The 25,373-nt window shown below is 70.5% G+C and carries 23 protein-coding genes; 13 read left to right on the plus strand and 10 right to left on the minus strand.

What is annotated here, in order from left to right:
- The first annotated feature begins 5 nt into the window (after nt 1–5).
- From pucL to ACZ56E_RS16590, 4 genes are all read left to right on the plus strand, one after another.
- The gene (gene pucL, locus ACZ56E_RS16575; protein ID WP_471214701.1) at nt 6–938 is read left to right on the plus strand and encodes a factor-independent urate hydroxylase; all 933 of its coding nucleotides are present in this window, start codon (nt 6–8) and stop codon (nt 936–938) included.
- A 67-nt stretch (nt 939–1,005) separates the two neighbouring features.
- Complete coding sequence (locus ACZ56E_RS16580; RefSeq protein WP_471214702.1) at nt 1,006–2,433, plus strand: nucleobase:cation symporter-2 family protein; 1,428 nt, start codon at nt 1,006–1,008, stop codon at nt 2,431–2,433.
- Between the two features lie 45 nt (nt 2,434–2,478).
- Complete coding sequence (locus ACZ56E_RS16585) at nt 2,479–3,864, plus strand: 8-oxoguanine deaminase (protein ID WP_471214703.1); 1,386 nt, start codon at nt 2,479–2,481, stop codon at nt 3,862–3,864.
- 345 nt (nt 3,865–4,209) lie between these two features.
- The gene (locus ACZ56E_RS16590; RefSeq protein ID WP_468602998.1) at nt 4,210–5,559 is read left to right on the plus strand and encodes a nucleobase:cation symporter-2 family protein; all 1,350 of its coding nucleotides are present in this window, start codon (nt 4,210–4,212) and stop codon (nt 5,557–5,559) included.
- A gap of 30 nt (nt 5,560–5,589) precedes the next feature.
- Here the strand turns inward: ACZ56E_RS16590 and ACZ56E_RS16595 are convergent, their stop codons facing one another.
- Nucleotides 5,590–6,513 carry a scabin-related ADP-ribosyltransferase gene (locus ACZ56E_RS16595; protein WP_471214705.1) on the minus strand — a complete coding sequence of 308 codons (924 nt, stop codon included), beginning with the start codon at nt 6,511–6,513 and terminating at the stop codon, nt 5,590–5,592.
- 192 nt (nt 6,514–6,705) lie between these two features.
- Between ACZ56E_RS16595 and ACZ56E_RS16600 the strand changes: the two genes are divergently transcribed.
- Nucleotides 6,706–7,920, plus strand: coding sequence for an MFS transporter (locus ACZ56E_RS16600; protein WP_471214707.1), 1,215 nt, complete (start codon nt 6,706–6,708; stop codon nt 7,918–7,920).
- Here the strand turns inward: ACZ56E_RS16600 and ACZ56E_RS16605 are convergent.
- Nucleotides 7,892–8,821, minus strand: coding sequence for a hypothetical protein (locus ACZ56E_RS16605; protein WP_471214708.1), 930 nt, complete (start codon nt 8,819–8,821; stop codon nt 7,892–7,894). The two genes, ACZ56E_RS16600 and ACZ56E_RS16605, sit on opposite strands and share 29 nt — an antisense overlap.
- Before the next feature lie 182 nt (nt 8,822–9,003).
- The gene (locus tag ACZ56E_RS16610; RefSeq protein ID WP_471214710.1) at nt 9,004–9,849 is read right to left on the minus strand and encodes a chitosanase; all 846 of its coding nucleotides are present in this window, start codon (nt 9,847–9,849) and stop codon (nt 9,004–9,006) included.
- Nucleotides 9,850–10,097: 248 nt separating this feature from the next.
- Between ACZ56E_RS16610 and ACZ56E_RS16615 the strand changes: the two genes are divergently transcribed.
- A complete protein-coding gene (locus ACZ56E_RS16615; RefSeq protein WP_471214711.1) occupies nt 10,098–10,745 on the plus strand; it encodes a DUF4360 domain-containing protein in 648 nt (215 codons plus the stop codon).
- Nucleotides 10,746–10,902: 157 nt separating this feature from the next.
- Here the strand turns inward: ACZ56E_RS16615 and ACZ56E_RS16620 are convergent, their stop codons facing one another.
- Complete coding sequence (locus ACZ56E_RS16620; protein ID WP_471214842.1) at nt 10,903–13,134, minus strand: alpha-N-acetylglucosaminidase; 2,232 nt, start codon at nt 13,132–13,134, stop codon at nt 10,903–10,905.
- Nucleotides 13,135–13,520: 386 nt separating this feature from the next.
- Here ACZ56E_RS16620 and proP point away from each other — a divergent pair, with 386 nt between their 5' ends.
- Together proP and ACZ56E_RS16630 are read left to right on the plus strand one after the other, a co-directional pair.
- Nucleotides 13,521–14,987, plus strand: a complete 1,467-nt coding sequence (gene proP / locus ACZ56E_RS16625) for a glycine betaine/L-proline transporter ProP (RefSeq protein ID WP_471214713.1) — start codon at nt 13,521–13,523, stop codon at nt 14,985–14,987.
- 226 nt (nt 14,988–15,213) lie between these two features.
- Nucleotides 15,214–16,476, plus strand: a complete 1,263-nt coding sequence (locus ACZ56E_RS16630) for a phytase (protein ID WP_471214843.1) — start codon at nt 15,214–15,216, stop codon at nt 16,474–16,476.
- A gap of 97 nt (nt 16,477–16,573) precedes the next feature.
- Here ACZ56E_RS16630 and ACZ56E_RS16635 read toward each other — a convergent pair whose 3' ends face one another.
- The 3 genes from ACZ56E_RS16635 to ACZ56E_RS16645 all read right to left on the minus strand — a co-directional run bounded on the left by ACZ56E_RS16635 (nt 16,574) and on the right by ACZ56E_RS16645 (nt 18,433).
- The gene (locus ACZ56E_RS16635) at nt 16,574–17,173 is read right to left on the minus strand and encodes a hypothetical protein (RefSeq protein ID WP_471214715.1); all 600 of its coding nucleotides are present in this window, start codon (nt 17,171–17,173) and stop codon (nt 16,574–16,576) included.
- A gap of 130 nt (nt 17,174–17,303) precedes the next feature.
- Nucleotides 17,304–17,594: a DUF397 domain-containing protein gene (locus tag ACZ56E_RS16640; RefSeq protein ID WP_471214717.1), complete on the minus strand. Its 291-nt coding sequence runs from the start codon at nt 17,592–17,594 to the stop codon at nt 17,304–17,306.
- Nucleotides 17,594–18,433: a helix-turn-helix domain-containing protein gene (locus ACZ56E_RS16645; RefSeq protein ID WP_471214720.1), complete on the minus strand. Its 840-nt coding sequence runs from the start codon at nt 18,431–18,433 to the stop codon at nt 17,594–17,596. Before ACZ56E_RS16645 ends, ACZ56E_RS16640 begins: the two co-directional genes overlap by 1 nt.
- A gap of 148 nt (nt 18,434–18,581) precedes the next feature.
- On the opposite strand from ACZ56E_RS16645, the gene ACZ56E_RS16650 reads away from it, so the two are divergent.
- Nucleotides 18,582–19,103, plus strand: a complete 522-nt coding sequence (locus ACZ56E_RS16650) for an ATP-binding protein (RefSeq protein WP_471214723.1) — start codon at nt 18,582–18,584, stop codon at nt 19,101–19,103.
- Here ACZ56E_RS16650 and ACZ56E_RS16655 read toward each other — a convergent pair.
- A complete protein-coding gene (locus ACZ56E_RS16655; protein ID WP_471214845.1) occupies nt 18,998–20,365 on the minus strand; it encodes an MFS transporter in 1,368 nt (455 codons plus the stop codon). The genes ACZ56E_RS16650 and ACZ56E_RS16655 overlap by 106 nt on opposite strands.
- Before the next feature lie 215 nt (nt 20,366–20,580).
- Here ACZ56E_RS16655 and ACZ56E_RS16660 point away from each other — a divergent pair, with 215 nt between their 5' ends.
- Nucleotides 20,581–20,970, plus strand: coding sequence for a winged helix-turn-helix transcriptional regulator (locus tag ACZ56E_RS16660; protein WP_471214725.1), 390 nt, complete (start codon nt 20,581–20,583; stop codon nt 20,968–20,970).
- Between the two features lie 6 nt (nt 20,971–20,976).
- Here the strand turns inward: ACZ56E_RS16660 and ACZ56E_RS16665 are convergent, their stop codons facing one another.
- On the minus strand, nt 20,977–21,963 hold the full coding sequence (locus ACZ56E_RS16665; RefSeq protein ID WP_471214727.1) for a GbsR/MarR family transcriptional regulator: 987 nt from the start codon (nt 21,961–21,963) through the stop codon (nt 20,977–20,979).
- Nucleotides 21,964–22,163: 200 nt separating this feature from the next.
- Between ACZ56E_RS16665 and ACZ56E_RS16670 the strand changes: the two genes are divergently transcribed.
- From ACZ56E_RS16670 to ACZ56E_RS16680, 3 genes are all read left to right on the plus strand, one after another.
- Nucleotides 22,164–23,285, plus strand: coding sequence for a serine hydrolase domain-containing protein (locus ACZ56E_RS16670; RefSeq protein WP_471214729.1), 1,122 nt, complete (start codon nt 22,164–22,166; stop codon nt 23,283–23,285).
- 284 nt (nt 23,286–23,569) lie between these two features.
- The gene (locus ACZ56E_RS16675) at nt 23,570–23,854 is read left to right on the plus strand and encodes a hypothetical protein (RefSeq protein WP_471214730.1); all 285 of its coding nucleotides are present in this window, start codon (nt 23,570–23,572) and stop codon (nt 23,852–23,854) included.
- Between the two features lie 163 nt (nt 23,855–24,017).
- Nucleotides 24,018–24,473: an SMI1/KNR4 family protein gene (locus ACZ56E_RS16680; protein ID WP_471148059.1), complete on the plus strand. Its 456-nt coding sequence runs from the start codon at nt 24,018–24,020 to the stop codon at nt 24,471–24,473.
- A gap of 69 nt (nt 24,474–24,542) precedes the next feature.
- On the opposite strand, the gene ACZ56E_RS16685 is transcribed toward ACZ56E_RS16680, so the two are convergent.
- Nucleotides 24,543–25,355, minus strand: a complete 813-nt coding sequence (locus ACZ56E_RS16685) for an SAM-dependent methyltransferase (protein ID WP_471214732.1) — start codon at nt 25,353–25,355, stop codon at nt 24,543–24,545.
- Nucleotides 25,356–25,373: the final 18 nt, after the last annotated feature.

Raw genomic sequence — 25,373 nt, forward strand, 5'->3', positions numbered from 1 at the left:
CAGACATGCCCACCATTCTGGGACAGAACCAGTACGGCAAGGCTGAGAACCGGGTCGTAAAGATCACGCGGGACGGCGACACCCATCACATCAAGGACCTGAACGTCTCCGTCGCCCTCTCCGGCGACCTGGACGACGTCCACTACAACGGTTCGAACGCCAACTGCCTGCCGACGGACACGACGAAGAACACCTGCTTCGCGTTCGCCAGGGAGTACGGCATCGAGTCCGCCGAGCAGTACGGCATCCACCTCGCCCGGCACTTCGTGGACAGCCAGCCCTCGATCCACCGCGCGCGGATCCGCATCGAGGAGTACTCCTGGGAGCGCATCGGCGGCTCCGACAGCAACGCCAAGTTCATCGGCGCCGACGAGGTCAAGCACTCCTTCGTCCGCAAGGGCCAGGAGACGCGGCTCGCCCAGATCACTTACGACGGCGAGAAGTTCGAGATCCTCTCGGGTCTGAAGGACCTGACCGTGATGAACTCCACGAACTCCGAGTTCTGGGGCTACATCAAGGACAAGTACACGACCCTCCAGGAGGACTACGACCGCATCCTCGCCACCTCCCTGTCCACCTGGTGGCGGCACAACTGGACCAGCGACGAGCAGCGCATGCCGAGCTGGGAGCGGTCGTACGAGCAGGCGAAGAAGCACATCCTGCACGCCTTCGTGGAGACCTACTCGCTCTCCCTCCAGCAGACGCTGTACCAGATGGGTTCGCGGGTCATCAACAACCGCAGCGAGATCGACGAGATCCGCTTCTCCGCGCCCAACAAGCACCACTTCCGTCAGGACCTCTCGCCCTTCGGCCTCGACAACGAAGCCAAGGACGGAGCCGTCTACTACGCCGCCGACCGCCCCTACGGCCTGATCGAGGCCACGATTCTGCGGGACGGCGTCGAGCCGAAGATCCCGGTCGACATGACCAACCTCTGACGCGGGATGCGCGCCCCCGCCCCTCCGCAGTGGGCGGGGGCGCGCCACACCGGAGGGAACATCCGCAATGGCACAGCCTGCAAAGGGGCCGGCAGCAGCCGAAGGCCCATGTTCCACCCCATCGGAGAAAGCCGTCGGTGAGTCAACTCCCGACTGTCACCCGGTGGATGAGAAGCTCCACCCCTCGCGGCTCGTCCCCGCCGCGCTCCAGCACATCGCCGCCATGTACGCGGGTGTGGTCACCCCTCCGCTCATCATCGGCCAGGCCTGCGGCCTGGACACCGTCGCCCAGACCCGGCTGATCGCCGCCGGACTGCTCATCGCCGGTCTCGCCACCATCCTGCAGACCCTCGGCGTCAAGGGCTTCGTGGGCAACCGCCTGCCGTTCGTCAACGCCGCCTCCTCGGCGGGCATCGCACCCATCCTCGCCATCGCCGAGACCAACGCCAAGGGCGACCAACTCCCCGCGATCTACGGCGCGGTGATGGTCGCGGGCGTCTTCTGCCTCGCCGTCGGACCCTTCTTTGGCCGGCTGCTCCGCTTCTTCCCGCCGCTGGTCACCGGCGTCGTCATCACCCTCATCGGCGTCACGCTGATGCCCGTGCCCGTGAAGTGGGCGCAGGGCGGCGACGACACCGACCCGACGTTCGGCGACATGAAGTACCTGGCGCTCGCCGCCTTCACGCTCGTCGTCATCCTGATGTTCCAGCGCTTCGGCCGCGGCTTCCTCAAGCAAGTCGCCCTGCTGGCAGGCATGTTCATCGGCACGCTCGCCGCGATCCCGTTCGGACTCGCCGACTTCACCTCGGTGCAGACCGCCCCGCTGGCCGCGCTGCCCACGCCGTTCGCCGCAGGCGCCCCGATCTTCCAGCCCGCCGCGATCCTCTCGCTCTGCATCGTGATGCTGGTCCTGATGACCGAGTCCGCCGCCGGGATGCTCGCCCTCGGTGAGATCTGCGAGCGCAAGACCGACGGGAGGACCATCACCCGCGGCCTGCGCACCGACGGCATCGCCACCCTGGTCGGCCCCGTCTTCGGCGGCTTCCCGACCTCAGCCTTCGCGCAGAACGTCGGCGTGGTCTCCCTGACCCGCGTCCGCAGCCGCTACGTCGTCGCCGTCGCGGGCGCCACACTCATCGTGCTCGGCGCCTTCCCCGTGCTCGGCGCGGTCGTCAACGTGGTCCCCATGCCGGTCCTCGGCGGCGCGGGCATCGTCCTCTTCGGCTCCATCGCGGTCAGCGGCATCCGTACGCTCTCCGAAGCCGGCCTGGACGACAGCTCCAACATCATCCTGGTGGCCGTCGCGCTCGGAGCGGGCATCATCCCGCTCGCCGCGCCCACCTTCTACGCGGACTTCCCCGCGTGGGCCCAGACCGTGCTCGGCTCCGGCATCAGCGCCGGCGCGCTCGTCGCGGTCACGCTCAACCTGTTCTTCCATCATCTCGGCACCCGTGGCGGCGCGCAGAGCGCGGCCGCGGCACTCAAATCTTCCTAGGGTCATGCCGTGCCCAATCGCCACTCACGAATTGAAGGAAGCACCATGGCAGCTTCTTCGGCAGACCGCATTGTCATCGAGAACGCCGCGATCGCGACGGTCGACGCCCAGGACACCGAGTACGCCTCGGGGTACATCGTCGTCGCGGGGAACAGGATCGAGTCCATCGGCGCGGGCAAGGCCCCGGAAGGCCTGGAGAACGTCGTACGCCGCGTCGACGCCACCGGCCACCTCGTCACCCCCGGCCTGATCAACACCCACCACCACTTCTACCAGTGGATCACCAGGGGCCTCGCCACCGACCACAACCTGTTCAACTGGCTGGTCGCGCTCTACCCGACGTGGGCCCGCATCGACGAGCAGATGACGTACGCGGCCGCGCAGGGTTCCCTCGGCATGATGGCCCGCGGCGGCGTCACCACCGCCATGGACCACCACTACGTCTTCCCCAAGGGCTCCGGCGACATCTCCGGGTCGATCATCCGCGCCGCCTCCGAGATGGGCGTCCGCTTCACCCTGGCCCGCGGCTCCATGGACCGCAGCGAGAAGGACGGCGGCCTGCCGCCGGACTTCGCCGTCGAGACCCTGGAGGGCGCGCTCGCCGCCACAGAGGAGACCGTGAGGAAGCACCACGACGCCTCCTTCGACGCGATGACGCAGGTCGCCGTCGCGCCCTGCTCGCCGTTCTCCGTGTCGACCGAACTCATGAAGCAGGGCGCCGAGTTGGCGCGCGGCCTCGGCGTACGGCTGCACACGCACGGCAGCGAGACGGTCGAGGAGGAGAAGTTCTGCCACGAGCTCTTCGGTATGGGCCCGACCGACTACTTCGAGTCGACCGGCTGGCTCGGTGACGACGTGTGGATGGCGCACTGCGTCCACATGAACGACTCCGACATCGCCGCGTTCGCCCGCACCGGCACCGGCGTCGCCCACTGCCCCTCCTCCAACGCCCGCCTCGCCGCCGGCATCGCCCGCGTCCCCGACATGCTCAAGGCGGGCGTCCCCGTCGGCATCGGCGTCGACGGCACCGCGTCCAACGAGTCCGGCGAGCTCCACACCGAGCTGCGCAACGCCCTCCTCATCAACCGCCTCGGCGCCCACCGCGAGGCCGCCCTGAACGCCCGTCAGGCGCTGCGTCTCGGCACCTACGGCGGCGCGCAGGTCCTCGGCCGCGCCACGCAGATCGGCTCCCTGGAGGCCGGCAAGCTCGCCGACCTGGTGCTCTGGAAGATCGACGGCATCGGGCACGCGTCGATCGCCGACCCGGTGACCGCCATCGTCTTCGGCGCGGCCGCCCCGGTCACCCTCTCCCTCGTCAACGGCAAGCCGGTCGTCGAGAACGGCCGTCTGCTCCACGCCGACGAGGACGCCATCGCCCGCTCCACGCGGGACGAGGCTCAGCGTCTCGCGCGCATCGCCGCCGAGAGCTGAACCCAAGAACTCCGGTCAGGGGGGACGGCCCCTGACCGGACTTGAGCAGCCGAGCGGGCTGCTCAAGTGCCGCCCCGGAACGTGGCCCAAAGCTTCGCGTTCCCGGGGCGGTCAGTACTACCTGGGCGCATTACCCACAACCGCATACCGAGCAAGTCCTTGCACCACGCACCACCCCCCACCTCCCAGAAGCGAAAAGTGCCGGCGGTCAGCCGGGACCGGAAAACAACCGGAGGAGCCACAGTGGCCACTCAGCCCAGGTTCACCAAGCAAGGCACCACCCCGGACCCCGACACCGACGAGGGGTCCATACATCCCGTCGACGAGAAGCTCCCCGCCCTCAAGATGGCGACGACCGGCCTCCAGCACGTGGCGGCCATGTACGCGGGAGTCGTCGCCCCGCCGCTCATCGTGGGCGCAGCCATCGGCCTCTCCGCCAAGGAACTCACCTTCCTCACCGGCGCCTGTCTCTTCACCGCCGGCCTCGCGACCTTCCTGCAGACCCTCGGCGTCTGGAAGATCGGCGCCCGGCTGCCCTTCGTCAACGGCGTCACCTTCGCCGGTGTCGCGCCCATGCTCGCGGTCGTCGACTCGACCAAGGACAAGGACGACGCCCTGCCGATCATCTTCGGCGCGGTGATCGTCGCGGGTGTGCTCGGCTTCATCGCCGCGCCGTTCTTCTCGAAGATGATCCGCTTCTTCCCGCCGGTCGTGACCGGCACGGTCATCACCCTCATCGGCATCTCGCTGATGCCGGTCGCCTTCGGCTGGGCGCAGGGGCCCGTCCCCGGCGCCGACGACTACGGCTCGATGAAGAACCTGGGCCTCGCCGGCATCACGCTCGTCATCGTCCTGCTGCTTCGCCGCTTCACCACCGGCTTCGTCAAGCAGATCGCGGTCCTGCTCGGTCTGGTCATCGGCACCCTCGTCGCGATCCCGTTCGGCGTCACGGACTTCGGGCCGGTCGGCGACGCGGACATCGTGGGCTTCCCGACGCCGTTCCACTTCGGCGCACCGCAGTTCGCGGCCGCCGCCATCGTCTCGCTCTGTGTCGTCATGGTCGTCTCCATGACGGAGTCGACGGCCGACATGCTCGCCCTCGGTGAGATCGTGGGCCGCCCCGCCGACGAGAAGACCATCGCGGCCGGGCTGCGCGCGGACTGTCTCGGCTCGGCGGTCAGCCCGCTCTTCAACGGCTTCATGTGCAGCGCCTTCGCGCAGAACATCGGCCTGGTCGCGATGACGAAGATCCGCAGCCGGTTCGTGGTCGCCGCGGGCGGCGGCTTCCTGGTCCTGATGGGGCTCTGCCCGATCGCCGCCTCGCTGATCGCGGTCGTGCCGCGCCCGGTGCTCGGCGGCGCGGGCGTCGTCCTCTTCGGCTCGGTCGCGGCGAGCGGCATCCAGACGCTGGTCAAGGCGAACCTGGAGAAGGACAACAACGTCCTGATCGTGGCGGTCTCGCTGGCCGTCGGCCTGATCCCGATCGCGGCGCCGGAGTTCTACCACGCGTTCCCGGAGACCGCGAAGATCATCCTCGACTCGGGCATCTCGACGGGCTGTGTGGCGGCCGTGCTCCTGAACCTGGTCTTCAACCACATCGGCAAGGGCCGCGACGAGGACGACGTGACGGCGCCGATGGAGCCGGGCGGCGAGATCGCCCAGTCGCGCGTGCCGGGCCAGGCGGTGGCCCACTGAGCCTCCGGTCACGCACTCTCAGCTGTCGACTCAGCTGTCGACGTCCATCGCGTTCGGGTCCGGCGCGGCGCCACCGTCGGTGACGACCTTGATGACGTTGCCGTTCTTGTCGCACAGCTCCGCGCGGACGACGAACCCGGCCTGGATGCCCTTCCAGAAGATGACTTCCTGCTGCTGGGCGAAGGCCGTGGTCCCCAGCGTGTCCACCAGGTCGATGCCGCCGGGCGCGTTGATGACGTAGCGCCAGCCGCTCCCGTCGGGCTGCCGTGCCCAGTCCGGCACGTATCCGCCCGGGGAGCGGGTGGCGCTGACGAAACCGGTCCGCTGGAGCAGCTTCTGGTAGTGCCGGAGGCTGGCGGGCAGCTTCTCGTTCCAGGGCTTGAACCCCTTGCCGAGGATCTGGTCGGGCGTCCTGCCGTCCCACCGGTACAGGGGCTCGTTGTCCTTGCGGTAGCGCAGCGGGGGCACGGCCCGCCCCTGCTTCCTGTCCTCCCGCATCGACTTCACCTTGCCGGGGTCGACGCCGTACGTGCTCTCGCCGAAGCCCGCCGCGGGCTGGGGCGTCGGCGTGGTGGCACGCGGATACTTGTCCCGCTCCGCCATGAACGACGGGAAGTCGTACTCGCCCGCCTCCGAGTCGGCGCCCCCGTCCGACAGCTCCTCGGCGTCCGAGAAGTCCAGCCGGTCGATGTCCATGGCGTCCTGGTCGGCCGCGCGCTGCACCACGGGCTGCCCGTCCTGCTGGTGACCGCATCCCGCGCCGTGCTGGTGCCGCTCCTGTTCCGCGGCTTGTCCGGCCCCTCGCAGCATCTGTACGACAGCGGCGTTGCCCGCCCTTCCCTGGAGGGCGAGCAGCCGCTGGAGCGGGGCGTCTTCGGCGGCCGCAGCGGGTCTGCGGGCCGCGGTCCGCGCCTTCGCGGCGTCGTGCTTTCCGGCGTGGTCGTGTTCGTGCAAGGGGGGCTCCTCGGTCACAGAGCCACCAAGCATCGCCGGGCGACAACCCGTGGGGCCAGGAACCTGAGGGCAGGACCGGGGGCACTTTTCGTGGTCCACGAGGTCTTCCCGTCTGCCACCGAGCGCCCGGCATGACGTCGATGTCGAATTCATGCCAGACCCGGGCGGGGTGCCGCTGGTGGACTCGGTGCCATGCCCGTATCGACGTCTCCATCGGCCCGGCTCCCCGCAGCCGCCCCCGCGCCCGCCCGTTCGCCCCTCATGGGGTGGCTCGGCGTGGTCTCCCTCGCCCTGGGGATCTTCGCCATCGTCACCACCGAGATCCTGCCCATCGGCCTCCTCGGGCCCATCGGTGACACCTTCGGCGCCTCGGACGGCACGGCCGGACTGACGATGACGATGCCGGGGCTCCTCGCCGCCGTCGCGGCCCCGGCCGTGACGGTCACCACCCGGCGGGTCGACCGGCGCCGGATGCTCTGCCTGCTGATGCTGGTGCTCGCCCTGGCGAACTTCCTGGCCGCGTGCGCCCCCGCGTACTGGCTGATGATGGTCTCCCGCGCCCTCGTCGGCCTCGTCATCGGCGGGTTCTGGTCCATCGGAACGGGTCTGGCCGCCCGCCTGGTGCCCGAGGCGCAGAAGGGCCGTGCGACCGCCGTCCTCTTCTCCGCCGTCCCTCTCGGCTCCGTCCTCGGCGTGCCCGCCGGGACGCTGCTCGGCCAACTCCTCGGATGGCGGGCGGCGTTCGCCGCGATGGGTGTCCTGACGCTGGCGCTCCTCGCCGCGCTGCTCGTGTCCCTGCCGCCGCTGCCACCGCAGGACGTCACCCGGCTGGCCGTGCTGCGCGGCCTGCTCGGCGCGCCCCGGGTCAGGGCCGGTGCCGCCGTGACCTTCCTGATCGTGACGGCCCACTTCGGCACGTACACGTACGTCACCCCGTTCCTGACGGAGGTGACGGACGCGGGCCCGCGACACATCAGCGCGCTGCTGCTCGCGTACGGTGCCGCGGGCGTCGTCGGCAACTTCCTCGGGGGAGCGTGGGTGCGGCGCGGGCTCGGGCCCACCTTCGCGGTGGCGGCGGGACTGCTCGCCACCGCGACGCTGCTGCTGGCCCCGCTGGGCGCGGGCGGGACCGGCGCACTCGTCCTGCTGCTGGTCTGGGGCCTCGCCTACGGCGCGGTGCCGGTCTGCTCGCAGGCGTGGTTCGCGAACGCCGCGCCGCACGCGCCCGAGGCGGCGTCCGTCCTGTTCACCTCCTCGTTCCAGGCGACGATGTCGCTGGGCGCACTGGCGGGCGGAGTGGTCGTGGACGCGGTGTCCGTCTCGGCGGTGATGGTCCTCGGCGGCTGCACCGCCGTGCTCGCGGTGGTGGTGATCGCGGCTACTTCCCGCACAGAGCGGAGGAGTTGACGTACCCGCCCGCGTTCTCGTCGTCCGTGCCGAGCACCGCGTCCCGGGAACCCGGCACGCATTCGATCGCCTCGATCTTGTGGCCCTTGAACTTCCGCAGTACGTCGGGGTTCTTGGCGACGGTGAGGCGTACCTTGCCGGACCGACTCACCGTGAGGGAGCCCGCGTCCAGGACCGCCGAGTCGAAGGGGCCGTCGTCGCCCGAGTCGGAGGCCGAGCTGATCCGGAGGCGGCCCGCCGCGGTCACGGAGATGTCCGAGGCGTGGCGGACGTTCCCGGTCGGGTAGGGCGCGCGGAGGCGGGCGGTGGTGACCGGGCCGAAGTCGGCCTCGCCGTACGTGTTGAAGGAGAAGGGCGCCGCGTGCAGCGTCGCGGGCCGGTCCTTGCCGGCGCCCCGGTCGGCCCAGACCGCCGCCAGCTTCCCGTGCCGCGAGGTCAGCGCGAAGCTCTCGTAGTCGTCGCCGTGGGCGATGGCGGGGAGGGGAGAGGTGTCCAGGACCGCGGCTTCGCCTCCCGTGACCTTCAGGTGGTAGACGAGGCCGCGGCTCGCGAGGGCCACGTACTCGTCGGAGGTGCCGGGTACCGCCTCTATCGCCTCCAGGTCTATGGGCTCGGCGGTGCCCTTCCAGGTGAGGGGCTTGACGGCGGCGGAGCGGCCGGGGCGGTAGGTGAGGGCGGCGACGCGGTTCTGGCCGGGCTTCTTGTTGTCGCGGACGACGAGCGAGTGCGTCGCGCCGTCCGCCCGGCCGCCGAGGGCGAGGCCGCTGATGCCCGAGGTGATGCTGTCACCGGCTCGCTGCCAGCCGCCGGGCGCCGAGGGCACCGGGGTCGCGGCCGCGGGGGCGAGTGCGGTGAGCGCGGCGGCAGCCGCGGTGGCGAACACGGTCGTACGGAGGAACATGGGGATCTTTCACCTCGGTGCAGGATGACGCGCGTAGACGGGGAGTTGGCCGGGACCGTACCCACGTCGGCCTGGTGGAGGCAAGAGGTGCGCGTGAGGAGGTGGCAGCCGGGGAGGGCCGGCTGCCACCGCTCAGGGCACGGGTCAGCTGAAGTGGTGCGGGTCAGCTGAAGTGGTGCGGGTCAGCCGATGTGGTACGGGTCCCCGTAGACCTTCCAGTCCAGCGGCGGGTCAAGGTTGAGGTTCCGCTTCTTCAGGAAGACCCGCTGCGCGGTGTCGACCCGGCTGGTGTCCTCGTGGGCCTCCTCCTGCTTCATCGCCCATACCCGCGCGTCGAGGAACGCGTTCAGGTACGTCACCTCGTCGCCGCCCTGGGCCGGCGGCTTGGCCGAACGCAGCGCGCGCTTGCGGATGTTGCGGAAGCTGGTGGAGTCGCTGCCGTCACCGTGCATGACGATCGCGTCGTAGTAACAGAACTGGCCGAGGACGCCGACGCCGTCCGCCTTGCCCTGCTTGACCGACGGGTTGAAGTAGACGCGGTCGCGCTCGTCGTCCTGCGCCTTGCGGAAGGCCGCGTCCGTGTCGGCGGCCCGCTCCCAGTCGCGGGTGAAGTTCGGGTCGAGACCCTCGTGCGAGTCGGTGCCGTCGACCCTGCGCAGCGCGGGCAGGTACTTGGCGAGGACGTTGCCCGGCTTGCGCTGGGTGTAGAGCTCGACCAGGTCGAGCATGTCCCCGGTGCCGGAGCAGAAGCCGATGATGCCCGCGGTGTAGCCGCGGCCGTCGTCGATGTCCTCGATGTAGCGGTACTGCTTCTTCCACTCCAGTGAGGAGTTCTCCGCGCTGCAGACGATCTGCATCGCGATCTCCTTCTTCGCCGGGTCGTCGAGCCCGCCGGCCGCGACCAGGAGCGAGCCCGGGGCCGCGCCCGCCGACCGGGAGGCGAGGAGCGGGCCCGCCACGGCCGCGGCGCCGGCGAAGGCGAGCAGCGTGCGGCGGGAGGTGAGGGGACGTATGTGGGGGGTCTCCATGAGGGCCTCCAGATAAGGGAGTTCACCGTACGGATCGGGGGACTGCTTCGTTCCGCGTACTGTTAGGAAGGTTTCCTACCAGAGATTCACCATGACGTATACCCGTCAAACACGGGGGAGTGGACGGCCGTCGAATGGCCGGACATCGCTCTGTCCGCGGAACCCTCCCGTCCGTACGCTCCCCTCGCTCACGCAATCCGCTCCAGGCGCTTCTCCAACCCCCCTCCTCAGCAATGGAACGGAGAATCATGGCCGGTGCACTGCTACTGGGCGGCGCCCTCGTGGCGTTGTTCGGTTCGACGCTCCCCGCGCAGGACACGACCGCGATCCAGGACCCGCCGCCCGACAAGATCGTGATCGAGGTCGCCACGGTGAACGGCTCGGGCTGCCCCCTCGGCACCGCGGCCGTCGCGGTCTCCGAGGACAACACGGCCTTCACGGTGACCTACAGTGACTATCTCGCCCGGGTGGGCGGCGGCGCGGACCCCACCGCGTTCCGCAAGAACTGCCAGCTCAACCTCGTCGTGCACGTCCCGCAGGGCTTCACGTACGCGATCGCCAGCGCGGACTATCGCGGCTATGCCTCCCTCCAGCCCGGCGCCAAGGGCACGGAGAAGGCCTCGTACTACTTCCAGGGCTCGCCCCAGACGGCGTCCATCAGCCATGAGTTCAAGGGCGCCTACCACGACAACTGGCAGGCCACGGATACGACGGACTGGGCGCAGCTCGTCTGGGCGCCGTGCGGTCAGCGGCGGAACTTCAACATCAACACGGAGTTGCGCGTGGACGCGGGGACGTCCGACCCCACGAAGGCCAGCTTCATGACGATGGACTCCACGGACGGTGACATCAGCACGGTGTACCACATGGCGTGGAAGGAGTGCCCCCGCGCTTGAGTCTTAGGCTGCGGGCGCGCTGTGGCTTGTCGCGCAGTTCCCCGCGCCCCTGACGGGGCGCTGACGCAGGCTTCCCTAGGGGCGCGGGGAACTGCGCGCTCAGCCACATGGCACCCGCAGTACCGCCCACCGCACAAGCCCCGCCCCCCGGGGGCCCCTAGGGCGCCCCCAGCCGGCCCCGCACCCGGGTGGCGATCTCGTACACGTCCCCCGTAGGGCGCACCCGCAGCGGCCCGGGGTCGCGAATCCACGCCTCCTCCACCGCGAACCAGTCGATCTTCTCGGGCACCCGGTTCTCGGAGAGCGCGGAGCGCAGCTCCGTGAAGTACCGTTCCCACCGCAGCCGGTACAGCCCCCCGACGAGCCCCGCCCACTCGCGGTTGGCGTAGTCGCGCAGCCCGGCGTCGGCGCCCGAGCGGGTGCCCCACACGGTCAGCAGGGACAGCTGGTCGTACGCGAGCCGGTCCCGTTCCGCCGTGTCGGCGCCCCACGCGCGGGCGTCCGCGACCCAACGGCCCAGCAGATGCCGGGAGTCGGTGGCGAGCAGCCGGTCGAGCAGGTCCATGAGCCCGAGCCACTCGCGGGTCAGCCGGTCGAAGAGGCCGGTGTCCCCGCCGTCGTACGCCTTCTTGATGCGCGGCAGCAGCACGCGGCTGCGGTTGGAGAGGGCCTGCCGGGCGACGTCGAGGAGGTCGTACCGGTACGCGGAGGACCGCCGCAACCCGGCCCGCACCCGCAGGAGTTCGTCGAGGGCGGGCTCGAACTTCTCCGGCGCGTAGCGCATCGCCTTGGGCGACCAGGCCGCCGCCGACCTCGCCGCGAGGTCGGGCCGCGCCCCGAAGAGGCCGTCGGCGCCCTCGGCCCACCGGTCGGCGCGGGTCGTGCCGTAGGCGGTGCGGCGCAGCACGTCCCAGGCGGCTTCGGCGTGCCGGTCGGCGCCTCCGTACCGGACGGTGGACCACTCGGCGAACCACGCCTTCAGGTCCAGATCGCCCTCGCGCCAGGCCAGTTCGGAGAAGAGCTCGAATGCGGCGGGGTTGTTGTCGGCGGCCTCCGGCATGAGGGAGATGCCGCGCAGGGTGCTGCCCTCCCTGGTGCGCCACTTCTCGTACAGCTCGGCCCAGTCGGGGGTGTTGGCGCCGAGCGTCGTGTGGCCGCCGAAGTTCCAGATGGAGCCGAAGGTGTAGGGCGTGGAGCCCCAGTCGGCCTCGCGGTCGGTGATGTTCGGGAAGCGGTCGGAGAGGCCGTCGACGACGAGCATCCGCTGTTTGTCGACGGCGTCGGTGATGGCCTTCGGCGGGTTGTGCTGCCAGCCGAGCATGACCCAGGTGGCGCCGGGGTGGGCGGTCCGCAGGGCCTTCTCGACCCCCCTGGCGGCCTCGCCGACGGGTACGTCGCCGGGCTTTCCGCCCTCGTGGAGCAGGTCCATCTTGTACATCGTGGTCGGGCCGAACAGCTCGTCCTGCGCGCGGTAGAACGCGGCGGCGACGCGCGCGAAGTGGCCGGTGCGCGGATCCAGCCAGTCCGGTCGCGCGAAGCCCACCCAGTCGCCCTGCGGGATTGTTCGCGCGCCCGGGTTCTTCTTCTCGAAGCGGGGCGGCACGGTCCCGAAGTAGCCCGGCAGGACGGGCGTCATGCCCAGGTCTCTGAGCCGGTCGCAGATGCGGCGGCCGAGGCGGGCGCGGGCGTCGAGCAGCTGCCGGGAGACCGGGTGCGGGAACGAGGACATGTTCTGGAGGAGCCACCACGGCTGGTGGGCGGGGGCGGGCACCCAGGCGCGCAGCTCGACGTCCGAGTAGCCGAACTCCTGGAAGGCGCGGTGGTAGACGGCGTCCGCGCCCGCGTACACGAGGACTTCGTTGTAGCCGTGCAGCGCGAGCACGTCGATCTCGCGCTCCCAGTAGGCCCAGTCGTGGTACGCGCCCGTGTAGCCGTCGTTCGTGTCGTTCAGGACGAAGCGGTGCGGGATGTTGGCGGTGCGCGTGAGGGGCGCGGCGGGTGCGGGGAGCTGCTTCGGCAGGTGGTCGGTGCGGCTGCCCGCCCAGGTGATGTTGGCGTGCGTGACGTGCTTCAAGTAATGGCGCAGCCCGGCGAGTTGGGTGGCGGGGCTGGTCCCGGTGACGGTGATACGGCCGCGTCGCCCGGTCACCTGGAAGGAGTCCTCGGCGCCCGCCTCCCTCGGCACGGTCCTGAAGGTGAGCTGGTCCGCGTGGCGGGGGAGCAGGCGCCGGGCGGCCTCGGCGGCGGCGGTCCGGCGCGGGGCGGTCCGGGGCGCGCCGGGCGCCTTGTCGCTGGTGGCGCCGTCGGCGGGCGAGCCGGAACAGGCGACGGCGGCGACACCGGCCGTGCCGGCGAGACCGGCGAGGAAGGTGCGGCGGTGGAGGGGCAGCGGCATGCGGACTCCGTCGGTCGGTCGGGCGGTCGGGCAGCTGGGGCGCGGTGCCGAGGGGTCTCTTTCCCCGGCGGCCCCCGGCTCAACGGGAGCGGCGGCACCTGAATGCCCCCGCCGTATGTCCCTGTCCCCGAAGGTCCCCGCCATGATCTCCGGCGTCGTGGTCCCGTTCGTCGACCGGCGGCTCGAAGCGCACGGGCTCACCCGGAAGGACGTGGGTCCGGCGTCCGTCTCGCTCAAACGGGACCGAAGTCCCTTCCCGGCGGGACTTGGGACCCCCGGCGCGAGGACCATCGCCGGGCACTCGCACCCGCACGGCTTGGCAATGTTGATCGACGACCGATCCACATGCCGAGAGTGCCGACAGAGAGAGTGACAACCCCGTGAGCGCGCCCGAAGCCCCCGAAACACCGGCACCGCCCGCCCCCGAGGCGGTGGCCCGGCACCGCGCGCTCTTCCGGGCGATCCACCGCCGCAAGCACCCCCGCCTGCGCCGGTCGGACATCACCGTCACCGAGGAGGCCCAGGTCAAGCGCGCGGTGAAGGCGACCGCGCTGGGCAACGCCATGGAGTGGTACGACTTCGGCGTCTACGCCTACCTCGCCGTCATCATCGGCAAGGAGTTCTTCCCCTCCGGGAACGAGACCGCGCAGACCCTCTCCTCCCTGGCGACGTTCGCCGCCGCCTTCCTGGTGCGCCCCATCGGCGGCATGTTCTTCGGCCCGCTCGGCGACAGGGTCGGCCGCAAGAAGATCCTCGCGCTCACCATGATCATGATGTCGACGGCGACGCTGGCGATCGGCCTGATCCCGAGCTACGCCTCGATCGGCGTCTGGGCGCCGGTCCTCCTCGTCCTCTGCCGCATGGTGCAGGGATTCTCCACGGGCGGCGAGTACGGGGGCGCGGCGACCTTCATCGCCGAGTACGCGCCCGACAAGCGCCGCGGATTCTGGGGCTCCTTCCTGGAGTTCGGCACCCTCGTCGGCTACACGGTCGCCGCGGTCCTCGTCACCACGCTGACCGCGCTGCTCAGCGACGACGCCATGCAGTCGTGGGGCTGGCGCGTCCCGTTCATGGTGGCGGCGCCGCTCGGCCTCATCGGCCTCTACCTGCGGATGAAGCTCGACGAGTCGCCCGCCTTCCAGAAGATGGAGGAGGGCGGCCCCGCGGCGGAACGCCAGAAGAAGTCCTTCAGGGAGTCCTTCTTCGGCCAGTGGCGCGCGATGCTGCTCTGCATCGCGCTGGTCGCGGCGTTCAACGTCACCGACTACATGCTGCTGTCGTACATGCCGACCTACCTCACGCAGCTCGGCTTCGGTGAGACCGGCGGCCTGATGTCCATCGTCGTCGTGATGCTGATCCTGATGGCCCTCATCAACTCGGTGGGCCGCCTCTCCGACCGCATCGGCCGCAAGCCGGTCCTGATGGCGGGCTCGGTCGGCTTCTTCGTCCTCGCCCTCCCCGCGTTCCTGCTCATCCAGCAGGGCGGCACGGTGGCGGTCTTCACGGGTCTGCTGATCCTCGGCCTCGCCCTGGTCTGCTACCTCGGCGTCATGTCGTCGTCGCTCCCGGCCCTCTTCCCGACGGACGTCCGCTACGGCTCGCTGTCCATCGGCTTCAACATCTCGGTCTCGCTCTTCGGCGGTACGACCCCGCTGGTCGTCGCGGCCCTGATCGGCGCCACCGGCAACGACCTGATGCCCGCGTTCTACACGATGCTCGCCGGACTCGTCGGCATCGTCGCGGTGGCCGCGATGAAGGAGACGGCCCGCCGGCCGCTGGAGGGCTCGCCGCCGTCGGTGTCGACGGACGAGGAGGCGCAGGAGCTCGTGGAGTCGCAACGCGGCTGAGCCGCACCTGACTTGATGGGGACCCAGAGATGCTGGGTCCCCATCACGGTTCACGCTGTGTACATTCTGGCGGGGTGTTACCGGACGCGCGGTGTATGCCGGAGCGACACGGAGAGGCCCCAGTCTCACGCAAGATCCGTCCGTTCCCGGAACGAGGAGACATCGCGTGACCAGACACTGTCCGACCCGCCGAACGCGCCGAACGATCGGTTCGGTCGCTCTCGCCCTGGCCACCGTCCTGGCGGCCACGGCGGCCACGGCGGCGACCACCGCCACCGCCGCCGACCCGCTGCCCGCCGTCACGCCCCGCGCCGAGACCCCCGTCCTCCACGACGACGACGCGGGCGGCAACGCCGACGCCGACGACCCGGCGATCTGGCGCGACGCCGCGAACCCGGCACGCAGCCTCGTGATAGCCACCGCCAAGGAGGGCGGGCTGCGCGCCTACGACCTCGACGCGCGCCCCCTCCAGTCGATCGCCGCCCCGCCGCCCGCGGGCCCCGACGACGCCCCCGGCCGCTTCAACAACGTCGACCTCGTGCACGGCCTGAAGCTCTCCGCGGGCCCCGCCGACCTCGCCGTCACCAGCGACCGCGGCCACGACCGGCTGCGCTTCTACCGCATCGACCGCGACCGCCCCGGCGGCCCGCTCACCGACGTCACGGACCCCGCCGCCCCGCCCGTGTTCTCCGCCGACCAGGACGAGATCAACGAGCAGCGCACCGCGTATGGCCTCGCGACCTGGCAGGACAGGGCCACCGGCCGCTCGTACGCCCTGGTCAGCCGGCGTGAGCGCACCAGCGTCGCCCTCCTCGAACTCACCCCCGCCCAGGGCGGCAAGGTCTCGTACCGCAAGGTCCGCACGCTGGACCTGCCGTCCTCATTCCGGCTGCCGAACGGCACCTCGTGGGCGCCGTGCGGCGAGCCCGGTGAGCTCCCGCAGGTCGAAGGCATGGTCGTGGACCCGGCCAACGGCACGCTGTACGCCGGCCAGGAGGACGTCGGCATCTGGCGGCTGCGCGCCGACCTGACCGGCACGCCCAAGCTGGTCGACAAGGTCCGCGAGTACGGCGTCCCCGGCGTCTACGACGAGGAGACCGAGGAGTGCACGCCGGGCACCGACCCCGGCTACGGCGGCAAGCGCATCTCGGCCGACGTCGAGGGTCTCACCCTCGTCAAGGAGGCCGACGGCGACGGCTACCTCCTCGCCTCCAGCCAGGGCGACAACACGTTCGCCGCCTACGACCGCGAGCTGAGCGACAACAACGAGTACGAGGGCGGTTTCCGGGTCACCCCCGCGGGCGGCACGCTCGACGGCTCCGAGGAGTGCGACGGCGCGGCCGCGCTGAACGAGCCGCTCGGCCCCAAGTACCCGAACGGCCTGCTGGTCGTCCAGGACGGCCACGACGCCCCCGGCGACGGTGACCGCCCCGCCACGAACTTCAAGTTCGTCGACCTCGGCAAGGTCATGGACAGCCTGGACGACTGAGTCCCGCGCGACCCGCGGACGACGGAAAGCGCCCGGCCGGGGTCTCCCGGCCGGGCGCTCGTGGGTCCTGCTGCGGTGCTTCGCTCACCGGAGGTGGTCAGCAGGGGAGAGTGGTCCTGCCTGCGGCACCTGTTGCGCCGGTGGTGCCGTTCGCGGTCGTCGTGGCAGCGGTTCCGTTGCCGCCGGGCTTGCCCGGACACACCGGACTGGCCGCGCCTCCGGCGCCACCCTTGCCGCCCGTGTGGCCGCCCGAGACGATGGCCGCCCCGCCGTTGCCGCCCTTGCCGCCGTTGATGCCGGCCCCGGCGTCGCCGACGCCGCCCACGCCGCCCTGGCCGCCGGTGCCGCCGAGCTTGGCCTCGCCGCCGTAACCGCCGTTGCCGCCGTTGCCGTTGGCTCCGCCGGCTCCGCCCGTGCCGCCGAGTCCGCCGACGCTCGCGACGCCGGTGGCGTTGCCGCCCGCGCCTCCGTTGCCGCCGTTGCCGTTGGCACCCGCGGCGCCACCGGTGCCGCCGAGGCCACCGATACCGCCGAGGGTCCCGATGCCGTTCGCACCGTTGCTGCCGGGGGACCCGGCCATGCTCTGCGTAGGGGCGCTGCCCGTACCGGGCTGGGCGGAGGCGAGAGCGGGAGTGAAGGCGAGACCGGCCACAGCGATCGTGGCGATGAGGAATGTCCTGGCAGTGGTCGTGCGCATGGTGCGCATGGTGTTACTTCCTTCGATTGTTCAGGCGGAGAGATACTCCGCCTGACAGTTCCCAACCTAGGGAAGTACGACGCGCTGCGCTTGCTGAAGGCTGATCAAATGTCTTTTATGGCCTGAATCATCAAAGTTTGGCTCCAAAGTCCAAATTCTGGCGAGTCCCAGGGCGGGTGTCGGCGACGGCGTACGACACGAACTCCGCCCAGGCGCGGGGCTCCAGGGCGAGGCGCGGGCCCTCGGGGCGCTTGGAGTCGCGGATGTGGATGGTGGTGGGGCAGGGGGCGAACTCTATGCAGTCGCCGTCGCCCCCACTGCTGTAGCTGGACTTGCGCCACGCGAGTGCGGCTTCAAGGCAGTCGTCGCCTGAGCCGCCGCTGTAGCTGCTCTTGAACCAGGCCAGTTCGGGGGTGCTCATTACGCTCCTCGCATCCGCTCCAGCAGGCTCACCGAGTCCTCGAACGAGAGAGCCTGTGCGCGCATCCTGGCATACCGCATCTGGAGCACGCTGATCTCTTTCGGAGTGGAGATGAGCTGCCCGCTCCGCTGGCCCTCTGCGTAGGCGAACCATTTGTTGTCCGGCGTTTCCAGGAGCTGAAGAGGGCCATCCATCCCCGCATGACTCTCCCGCACTACCGGCATGATCTGAAGCTCGATGTTCCGGCGCTCCGCGAGCCCGAGAACGTGGTCGATGAGTTCCATGGTGACGTCATGCCCACCCATGCCGCGCAGGAACAGATGTTCCTCAAGGATGAAGCTGTACGCGGTGTTCGGCCGCTCCGTGAGGAGGAGTTGGCGCTCGACCCGCGCCGTCATCAGGGCCTCGATCTCCTCGTCGCCCTGCGGGGGCAACTGGTTGAGGAACAGCGTCCGCGCGTACGCCTCCGTCTGCAGCAAGCCCGGGATCAACCGGCACTCGTACGTCGAGAGGGCCACCGCCTCCTGTTCGAGCTGGGCCCACTTCCGGAACCACGACGCCAGCCCCCGCTGCCGTGACAGCTGATTCGCGGCCAGCCGCAGTGTGCCGAACGCGTCGAGCGTGGCCTCGCACTGGTCGATGAACCGGGCCGGCGGAAAGCGTCTGCCCTGCTCGATGGAGGCCAGGAAGTGGACCGAGTAGCCGATCTCCCGGGCCAGGGACTCCTGTGTGTACCCGGCGCGTTTTCGGAAGCTTTTCAGGACCGCGCCGAAGGCCCTGAGCCCATCGGTCGGTTCGGGCTCGTTACTGCCCTGCGTACTTGACGACATCACGGGCATCCCCTGACGCTCGTTTACCGGTCCCCGCTGAACGCACCCATGGTCACGGTGGGTTACCCGTACTGTCCACTGTTCGTACTCGTACAGTTACGTAGCGTACGAGTTTCGTGGCTGGTGACGGGCCTCGCGGCGGGGCCACCGTGGGCGTATGCCGAGCCGAACCCAGACCGCCGTCACGGCCGTCCTCCACACCTTCGTGCAGCGTCTCAGTGCCACGCCCCGGGGTGCCCGCCTGGCCAGGAGGCTGGCCAGGTACCACCTGGACGGCTGGGGCATCGCGTACGACTCCGAACTCTCGGACGCCGCCGAGGCGATCGTCGCCGAGCTCGCGGCGAACGCCGTGACCCACGGGCGCGTGGAGGGCCGGGACTTCGAGGTGGTCCTGACGCTGCACACGGACACGTTGCGTATCGAGGTGTCCGACACGCGGGACGAACGTGTGCCGCCGGAGACGACGGAACCCCCGGCGGGCGACGAGGAGTCGGGCCGGGGGCTCGTGATCGTGGCGGCGCTGGCCGCGGAGTGGGGTGTGACGGGCCGGGCGGTCGGCAAGACGGTGTGGGCTCAGCTGGCCCTGCCGGACTTCCCGGGGGCGGGCCGCAGCACGGCCGCGGCCAGGACGAGGCCCGCCGCCGCGATGCCCGAGGCGACCCAGAAGGCGAGCCGGTAGCCGTCGGCCGCGGCGGCGAGGGCGGACGTACCGCCGTCCGTGAGGGACTCGGTGCGGCCGGCCGCCAGCGTCGTCAGGACCGCGAGACCGAGCGAACCGCCCATCACCTGCGTGGTGTTGAAGAGCCCGGAGGCCAGGCCCGCATCCTCCTCGGCCACGCCGCCCATCGCGAGGCCCGTCACCGCGGGCAGCGCGGCGGCGAAACCGGCGCCGAGCAGCAGCATGCCGGGCAGCACGTCGAGGGCGTACGAACCGTCCGAGGGCAGTCGGCCGAGGAGCGCGAGGCCCGCCGTGATCAGGGCGAGGCCCGCGAGGAGCGTGCGGTGGGCGCCGAAGCGGCCGATGACCTTCGCGGAGAGGCCGAGCATCAGGACGCCGATGGCGACGGGCGCGGGCAGGAAGGCGACGCCGGTCTGCAACTCGCCGTAGCCGAGGACGTTTTGGAGATAGAGGGCGCCGATGTACTGGAAGCCGTACATGCCGGCGATCATCAGCATCTGCACGGCGTTGGCGCCGGTCACAAGGCGCGAGCGGAAGAGGCCCAGGCGCAGCAGGGGGCGTGCGGCGCGAGCCTGGCGGGCGGCGAAGACGACGTACAGGAGGAGGGACCCTGCGGCGAGCGAGAGCGTCGCGGCGGTGCTGTGCTCGGCGGTGGTGACGATGGTGTAGACGGTGAGCATGAGGGCGCCGGTGATGAGGGCGGCGCCGGGGTAGTCGGCGCCGCCGCCGAGCCCCGTGCCGCGGTCGCTCTTCTCGTCCGGGGCGAGCACGCGGACCGCCGCGACGAGGGCGGCGACGCCGACCGGCAGGTTGATCAGGAAGATCCAGTGCCAGTTCAGGGTCTCGGTGAGGGCCCCGCCGAGGAACGTGCCGAGCGCCCCGCCCGCCGCGCCGACCGCGCTGAACACCGCGATGGCCTTGGCCTGTTCGCGCGGCTCGGGGAAGAGGGCGACGAGCATGCCGAGGACGACGGCGGAGGTCATCGCGCCGCCGACGCCCTGGAGGGCGCGGGCCGCGACCAGCACGCCCTGGTCGGTGGCGACGCCGCACAGGACCGAGGCGGCGGTGAAGAGCGCGAGCCCGGACACGAACATCCGCTTGCGCCCGACGAGATCGCCGAGCCGCCCGACGAGGAGCAGGAGCCCGCCGAAGGCGATGAGATAGGCGTTGACCACCCAGGCGAGGCCGGCGGCGGAGAAGCCGAGGTCGCTCTGGATGGCGGGCATCGCGACGGTCACGATGTTGCCGTCGATGATGGTCATCAGGAGCCCGGAGGAGAGGACGGCGAGCGACGCCCACCGGGACGCCGGCGGGGGCGCCGACGGGGGCGCCGACGATGCGGGGACGTTGACCTCGGACACGGCTTGGGACATGGTGACAACCTCCGTACTGGGCGCCTCTGAGCTGCAAAGGTGCACGACTTGTAACGGGGCTCATCGTGGACGGCCACGAGGGTGGGGAGTAAGGAGGCACTTTGATGTCCCAGGGGAACACCGGTGTTACCTCGCAGGTGGTGAACGCGGAAGCGTGCCCGGTCCGCGAGGTTATTGACAGGGTCGTCGGCAAGTGGAGCGTCCCGATCATCATCGCGGCGGCGCGCGGCCCGATCCGCTTCACCGAACTGGAGCGTGTCATCGAGGGCATCAGCCGCCGCATGCTGACGCTGACCCTGCGCAATCTGGAGCGCGACGGACTGCTGAAGCGGACGGTGCATCCGACGGTCCCGCCGAAGGTGGAGTACGAACTCACGCCGGTGGCCCGCGAGTTGCACGACACGCTGCTGTCGCTGACCGGCTGGGCGGAACGCCACCGCGTCACGATCGCGGAGTCGAGGGCGGCGTACGACGAGGAGCGGGGGATCGGGTGAGGCGTGCTACCGGCGCAGTGCCGCGCGCTGGGCGGGGGTGAGCCGGTCCGGGTGGGACACGACCCGGTACGCGCCGGAGGGGGCGCGCCGGAGTATCAACGGGCATGAGGTGCCCCGCTGTTGCTCGGCGCTGTCCACGGCGTGCACGGCCGTCGCCGTACGCTCCCGCGGCCAGCCGAGGGCGGCGGCGAGCTCGTCGGTGGTGAGGGGCCGGGCCGCGTGGAGCAGGGCGGCGAGCACGGTGAGCGCGTCGTCGAGGAACGCGGTGGCCGACGGCCCGGTCATGTCCTGGTGGGCCTGCGCGAAGAACCTGTGCATGGCTTCGAGCCGCGCGCCCGTCGGGGTCCCGGGTCCGAACAGCTCGGCGCCCTCCTGCGCGGTCTCGGCCCACACCGCGTTCTGCTCCGCGCTGGTCAGCCAGGCACGGAGCCAGACGCCGTCATCGATGACGTACCGCTCGCGGCGCCGGCCGGGCGCGTGCTCGTGCTCGCGCGTCAGGATGTCGAGCCCGGCGAGGTAGCCCACGGCCTTGGACACGGAGGCCGGGCTGATCCCGAGGCGCTGCGCGAGCTCCGCGGCGGTCTGGGTGCCGGAGGGCGTGGTGACCAGGCAGGCGAGCACTTTGGCGGCGGTGCGGGGGAGTCCGGTGCCGATCAGCATGGCGGCGAACCTGTCCATGTAGGCGAGGACGGCGTCGGCCGCGAGGCCGTCCGGGACGCTGACCTGGACCTCGGCGTCGGTGTCGGCGTGGGGGTGGGGATTGACGCCGGGGTGCGGCGTGGGGCGGGGCGGGCGGTTGCGGCGGCGCCAGGCCTCGGCGCGGTCGGCGTGCTCGGCGCGGTAGCCGCCGGGCCCGTTGTTGCGGGCGACCTCCCTGCTGACGGTCGAGGTCGGCCGCCCGAGGAGCCGGGCGATCGCGGCGTACGTCAAACCCTCGGTGAGCCCCGCCTCGATGTCCTTCCGCTCCTCAGCGGTCAGTCTGCCGCCGCCCATGTGGCCCCCACCGGATGTGCACGCCCGTGCGCGTGCGTTGCGTTAGCTGTCACTGATGACGCTACAAGACGCGAAAAACCGGCGCTTTTCCGGGAGTTCCCTTGCCTGAACTGCTCACTTGGGCATATGCGCAACGTAGCTTTCAGGTACCGCGAAAGAGATACCAGGGGTAACCCGAGGGAACCAGGAGGGAACAACACATGAAAGACGCCGCTCCAACGGCGCGCGTCACGCACCGGCGCCGGGACCACGGCGCCGCCCAGTGTGTGCTCGACGAAGCCGTGCGGGAAGGGGGCGTGCCGGGCATCCTCGCCCAGGTGCGCGACGGTGGCGGCCACTGGACGGGCACGGCGGGGGTCGCCGACACGGGGACGGGCCGGGTGCGCGGGCCCGAGGACCGGTTCCGGATCGGCAGCATCACGAAGACCTTCACCGCCACGGTGGTCCTGCAACTGGCGGCGGAGGGCCGCCTGTCCCTGACGGACACGGTGGACCACTGGCTGCCGGGCGTGGTCACGGGCAACGGCCACGACGGCACGACGATCACCGTGCGCCAACTCCTGGACCACACCAGCGGAGTCTTCAACTACACGCAGGACCAGCAGGCCCTGAGCAGCCAGGAGGGCTACACGCCGACGGAGCTGGTCGCGATCGCCACGTCACACCCGGCGGACTTCCCGGCGGCGGGGACAGGCTGGTCCTACTCCAACACCAACTACATCCTCGCCGGAATGATCGTAGAGCGGGCGACCGGCCGCACGCTCACCGCGGAGATAGCCGACCGCATAGCACGCCCACTCCGCCTGACGGCCACATCCCTGCCACTTGGGTCCGACCAGACGCTCCCCACCCCCCACGCCCGCCACTACACGAAACTCTTCTCCCCCGACCCGGAGGCCCCGGTCCACGACGCCACGGAACTGGACACGACCCCGTACTGGGCGGCGGGCGGCATGATCTCCACGGTGGGCGACCTCACCCGCTTCTTCGGGGCCCTACTGGGCGGCCAACTCCTCCGCCCGGACCAACAACGCGAACTCCTCACCATGACCCAGACCCAAAACTGGTTACCCCGCTCCACCTACGGCTGCGGCGTCTCCCGCCTCCTCCTCCCCTCCGGCACAGCGGTCTGGGGCATGGGCGGCGCCCTCTTCGGCTCCTGGACCTACGTCTACGGCACCCGCGACGGCACACACATGCTGGCGGTAAACATCAACGCAGACTGGGCAACGGGCCGCTGGCAGGACCCCCTAGGCATCTTCACAGACCTCTTGGAGGCGGAGTTCAGCTACGGTTGCGCGCTGGGCTTTGCGGCCCCGTGACGGATTCGCTGGCCCAAGCTGGTCTGCGTTATCTGGGGTTGGCGGACGTGTCCGCCCCGCTGATGCCTCCGTGCCTCGCATTCCTTGCGGACTCCGTGGAGACCGGCGGCGAGGAATGGGCCGTGAGCGTGGCATCCGACGAACCCGACCTACCGGAAAAGGTGGACCACGGGTGGTACCTGCTCAGTGCGGACCAAGGGCTTTTCCCGATGGACGCCCCAGAGTTCCTGATCGCAGTCGGCGACAGGGAAGCGGTGCCTTCTGGCCCCTTGAGGTGGGCGCGGGTGGCCCTGACCGGTCGCTCCGACATCGCGGGCGCCGGCGCCGAGGCGCGGGTGACGGGGCGCGGGGCGGGCCACATCGACTTCGCGATGCTCTCCCTCGACGGGACCGTGGTCGTGCGAGGGGTGGAGGGAGAGGAGTGGACGGACTGCGTCCTCCTGAAGGACCCACACCGCCTCCCGTCGATGCGGGAGCTCGGCGCCCGCATGGCCGTCTCACCCGAGACACCGGAGGAGACGCGGGAGGCCCTGGAACGCTGGCTGCGGCACACGGAGGGCTCCGTGTGACCCGGGACCCTGAGGGGGCGCCAGTGTCTTCACGACCTCCGGTGATTGAGTTCGACTTCGTGCACGGCTGCGGCGACTATTGGGTCGAGGACCACGCATCGCTGGAGGACTTTTTCCGCGAGGGGCAATGGGTCATCGGCTGGTCCGGGGAGGGAAGTTCTTGATGGGGATCGCGGAAGCGGAGCAGTTCGTGCGGCTTGTGCGGGACCATCCGGAGGAGTCGGTGTTCGCCGGGGGCTGCTCGGAAGTCGACATCGCGGAGGCGGAACGGCGTCTGGGCGTGGCCTTCCCCGAGTCGTACAAGCTCTTCTTGCGTGAGCTCGGAGACTGCGACATGGCCGGCGACGAGTTCTACGGGATCGTCCGCCGTGAGGGTCAGCTGCTGGGAGCTGTGACGGAGACCCTGGACCTCCGGGGCTCCGCAGGCCTGCCTGCGCACCTGGTGGCGTTCCGCCCCGACGGAATGGGCGGGTACTTCGTCCTCGATACGAGGCGTGTGGACCCGGACGGTGAGGCACCGGTGTACGTGTGGGGCTCTGGTGGTAATAGTCCGGCCGAACTCGGATACGTCGGGGCGGATTTCGGCACCGTGGCTCTTGAGCTGGCGCTGTCGGAGTAGCGGCGGTAACGCCAGGGGCGTCGCGCTCGGCCCCTGTCGGAGGGGGGAGCGCAACGGCCCGGGGTTTCGTTACGGCTTGCGGGCCACTGCTCCGTATGCGTCTACCGCCGTCGGGTCCTCCGTGTCCGGGCGCCACTGTGTGACCTGGGCTACTCCCGGGTCCAGCAGGTCGAGGTCGGTGAAGAAGCCGGCGATTTCCTCGACGTCGCGTACGTAGTAGGGGATCGCGCCGCTCTTGTTGTACTCGTTCGATGCCGCGATCATGCCCTCGCTCGTGGCCGTGGAGTCGCTTATGACCAGGTAACTGCCGGACGGCAGGCCGGACATGAGGCGGGACACCAGGTCGCGTGCCTGGGCGAAGTCGGCGACGTGGCCCAGCGTGTTGAGGATTATCAGGGCGACCGGCTGCGACAGGTCGAGGGTCTTCGCGGCCTCCGCCAGGATCGCCTCAGGCTCGTACAGGTTCGCGTCGATGTACGCCGTCTCGCCCTCGGGCGTGCTGGTCAGCAGCGCCCGCGCGTGGGCGAGGACCAGCGGGTCGTTGTCGACGTAGACGATGCGCGCGTCGGGGGCGGCCCGCTGCGCGACCTCGTGCGTGTTGTCCGCCGTCGGCAGCCCCGTACCGATGTCCAGGAACTGCCGCACGCCCCGCTCCGCGGCCAGATGGCGCACCGCCCGGCCCAGGAAGAGGCGGCTCGTGCGCGCCACGTCGACCAGGCCAGGGAAGATCTCCTTGATGTGGTCCCCGAGCTCCCGGTCCTTCTCGTAGTTGTCCTTGCCACCCACGAAGTAGTTCCAGAAACGCGCCGAATGCGGCGTGCTGGTGTCGATGCGCGCGCGTATGTCGGCTGCTGAGCCGAGCTGGGGGTCGTGATCTGACACGGGAGCCTCCTGGCCACG

This window comes from Streptomyces sp. NPDC039480, from assembly GCF_055597165.1.